The sequence below is a fragment of the Persicitalea sp. genome (genome assembly GCF_041751555.1).
Lineage (GTDB): Bacteria > Bacteroidota > Bacteroidia > Cytophagales > Spirosomataceae > Persicitalea.
This window is the reverse complement of record NZ_JBGSXF010000104.1, coordinates 1-3,069: the sequence shown is the minus strand read 5'-3', so window position 1 is coordinate 3,069 and position 3,069 is coordinate 1. Positions and strand designations below refer to the sequence as shown.

5 protein-coding genes are annotated in these 3,069 nt (G+C 50.5%); all 5 read right to left on the bottom strand.

What is annotated here, in order from left to right; all coding sequences use genetic code 11:
* The coding region (locus tag ACEW8P_RS03485; RefSeq protein ID WP_373511719.1) for a hypothetical protein at positions 1 to 329 on the bottom strand (329 nt) is incomplete at its 3' end.
* Between the two features lie 195 nt (positions 330 to 524).
* Entirely contained in the window at positions 525 to 854 is a 330-nt protein-coding gene (locus ACEW8P_RS03480) for a HigA family addiction module antitoxin (protein ID WP_373511718.1), read from the bottom strand.
* A gap of 11 nt (positions 855 to 865) precedes the next feature.
* Positions 866 to 1,144 (bottom strand): type II toxin-antitoxin system RelE/ParE family toxin, encoded by a 279-nt coding sequence (locus tag ACEW8P_RS03475; protein ID WP_373511717.1) that lies wholly within the window; start codon positions 1,142 to 1,144, stop codon positions 866 to 868.
* A gap of 49 nt (positions 1,145 to 1,193) precedes the next feature.
* The gene (locus ACEW8P_RS03470) at positions 1,194 to 1,988 is read right to left on the bottom strand and encodes an SDR family NAD(P)-dependent oxidoreductase (RefSeq protein ID WP_373511716.1); all 795 of its coding nucleotides are present in this window, start codon (positions 1,986 to 1,988) and stop codon (positions 1,194 to 1,196) included.
* Positions 1,989 to 2,144: 156 nt separating this feature from the next.
* Positions 2,145 to 3,069, bottom strand: a 925-nt coding sequence (locus tag ACEW8P_RS03465) for a sugar phosphate isomerase/epimerase family protein (RefSeq protein ID WP_373511715.1), incomplete at its 5' end; no start/stop codon positions are given.

The window sequence follows — 3,069 nt, the reverse complement described above, 5'->3', positions numbered from 1 at the left end:
TCTACATATCCATCATTAAGTAGCTGAGCAAGATATATGTGCGTAACATTTATTCTCGCATTATCTATGTAAGTTTTTAGTATCTCATTCCTTTGAAACGGTGTCAGGCACTCCATTAATTTGGCATACTGATATTCTTCCGGTTTCAATTTTCTAACAAATGGGTTATCAGAAAATTTGTCTAAAATATGTTTCTGTATATCACCTGCTAATGGAATATTACCAGAAACTGATGCGCCAGCACCAAGAAAAAAAATGGGCTGAGGTTGACTATTTTTTTTCGCTTCTTTGAGAAGGTAAGATAACTCCTCAATTAAGATTTTCTTCATCTAAATACTTTTGACGCAAATTTAAAAACATGACTCAGCTAAACTACCGCGCCGTCCACCCGCCATCCACGGTAATGATCGACCCAACCATTTAATTTGCCGCATTGCTGGCCAAAATAGCCCATCACCCGGAATCTCTATCAGTTCGCCCCAGCGTTCGAGATGGGTTACGATAACGTTTTGGTCCCAAGGTACTCATGCAGATACGCTAAGTCCTGATACATCCGTACTTTCTCCATCCAGCCAAAAATGCTTTATCTCGGATCGGTTCACTCGCTTTTCGGCATTCCACAACTCATAGTTTTTTTGCAGATTAATCCAGAATTGTGCGGTATTGCCAAACGCTTCGGAAAGTTTGACCGCTAGTTCTGGACTTATACCTGCCCGCTCGTTTACAATGGCAGAAAGATTCCCACGCGCAACGCCTATGCCCTTGGCTACCTCAGTAATGGTCAAGCCGCGCTCATTGATATATTCCTCTCTCAGAACTTCACCGGGATGCAGTGGTGCTAGTTTACGTTTCATTTGCTTTACTTTTAATGGTAATCGATGTAGTCGACGTCTCGAATATCTCCTTCTTCAAATCGAAAAATTATACGATAATTCGGCGTGACGCTAATAGACCAGAAATTTGCCATATTGCCCGTCAACTTATGGATACCAGACCCCATTTGCTGAATATCGTCAATGGAGGTGACTGCATCCAACTGGTCTAAAATACGGTTGATCTTTCGGAGATACGCAGCAGGAAGTTTCGATCCTTTGCCTTCTTCGTAAAATAGTTGTAAACCTTTGTGTCGGAAGCTGATAATCATAAGATTGCTCGCAATGTGTAATATTACGCATTACAGACAAATTATCAAACTACCGCGCCGTCCACCCGCCATCCACGGTAATGATCGACCCGACCATATAATTCGCCGCGTCGCTGGCCAGGAACAGAGCCACGCCCTGGATTTCGGCCAGTTCGCCCCAGCGTTCGAGGGCGGTGGCGCCGACGATGAAGTTCTTGGCTTCGGGGCTATCGGCGATGGGGATGTTCATTTCGGTGAGGAATGGGCCGGGGCAAACGGCGTTCACATTCACAGCAAAGGGGGCCAATTCGAGGGCCAGGGCGCGGGTCATGTTCACGACCGCGCCTTTGCTGGCGGTGTAGGGCGTGCGGTTCGCGAGGCCCACGATGCCCAGGGTACTGGCGAGGTTGATGATTTTGCCACTCTTGGCTTTCTTCATATAGGGCGTCACGGCGCGGCAGCAGAGCCAGGTACCCGTCACGTTCACGTCCATTACCTTCTGGAAATCTTCGTGCGTGACTTCTTCGATCGCACCGCGGATGTTGATGCCCGCGCTGTTTATGAGGATGTCTATGCGACCAAAAGCGTCGATGGCGGCCTTGGCCATTGCTTCGGTTTGGTCGGCGTTGGTCACGTCGGCACCGAAGGACGTGGCTTGGGTGCCGTATTCGTCGCCGAGTTGTTGGGCGGCTTGCTCGCCTTCTTCGGCGTTGCGGTTGACGAGCATGACGCTGGCTCCAGCCGAGGCTAGTCCGGCGGCCATTGCCAGGCCAAGGCCCTTGGAACCACCCGTGATGATGGCGGCTTTTCCAGTAAGGTCGAAAAGTTTTATTCCGGGTAAGGTAGGTGTTGGGTTGTCAGGCATTAGGTTGTTAGGTTTTAGGCGAGACAGCACACTGTCTCCCATTATGCAATTAAAAAAATTTGAGGAGGCGGTTTAATTTAAAAATGGCAAGAATAAACCGAAAGCTTCTGTCATGCTGAGCGATCCGGGCTGGCGTACCAGTCGAAGCACGAGAGTCTACATAATTCCCATCTTCATCTTGCTGTATGTCAGCGATTCCAAATTGTTCTTCTCCTCCACAGCCAGGCGCTGTTCGGGACTGAGCTGAGCAACGGTAGGTAGTTCGGTTTTGAATTTATTCTGGCGCACCATGCGGAGCGTATCGGCGACGTCTTCGGCGGGGACGACCTGCATGGCGGGCCAGTAGGCTTCGGTCAGGACGGGGATTTGCAGCGGGTCACGGGTGATCATTTCCAGACTAAAATTCACATTGGGATTGTGTTTCTTGCAAATCTTCACGATCTCGGGTAGGTCCAGAATGCCTTCGCCGAGGGGTACTTCCGAGAGCAGAAAGCCGTCTTCGTACTCGCGGACGCCCATGTCCTTAACGTGGGTACTTAGCACGAAGGGCGCGAGGGTATTTACGACTTCCATCGGATTTTCCAGCAGCGCGATACTATTGCCGAAATCCAGCGTCACGCCCACGGCATCGCTGCCGATTTGCTGGATGAGAGCGGCCAGTTCGTTGGCGCGCCAGTCCTTGTGGTTTTCGACGGCCAGTTTTACGCCATGCTTTTTAACAATGGGTTCGGCTATTTTCAGGGCGGCGACGGAGTTCTTCTTGAATTCCTGAATGGCCTCAGAGCTGTGAAAATTCTCGTAGCGGCGACCATTCATGCAGACGGTGCGAAAAATGAGCACGCCTGCTTCCTTCGCCGTTTTTATTTCCTGCTCGAAGCGTTTGGCTTCGTCGGCGCTGTGCGGCAGACCGATCGAGCCTTCGAGGAACATGCCCGTTTTGTCGGTCAGGCTACGCAGTTTACGAGCGATTTCGGGCGTCCAGTCGCGAACGGTAGTTTGCACACCACCCGCGCCGATCTTGTGGCAGTGTTCCAGCAGATCGACGGCATTCCTAAAGCCGGGGTACTTTGTACTCGGCGTC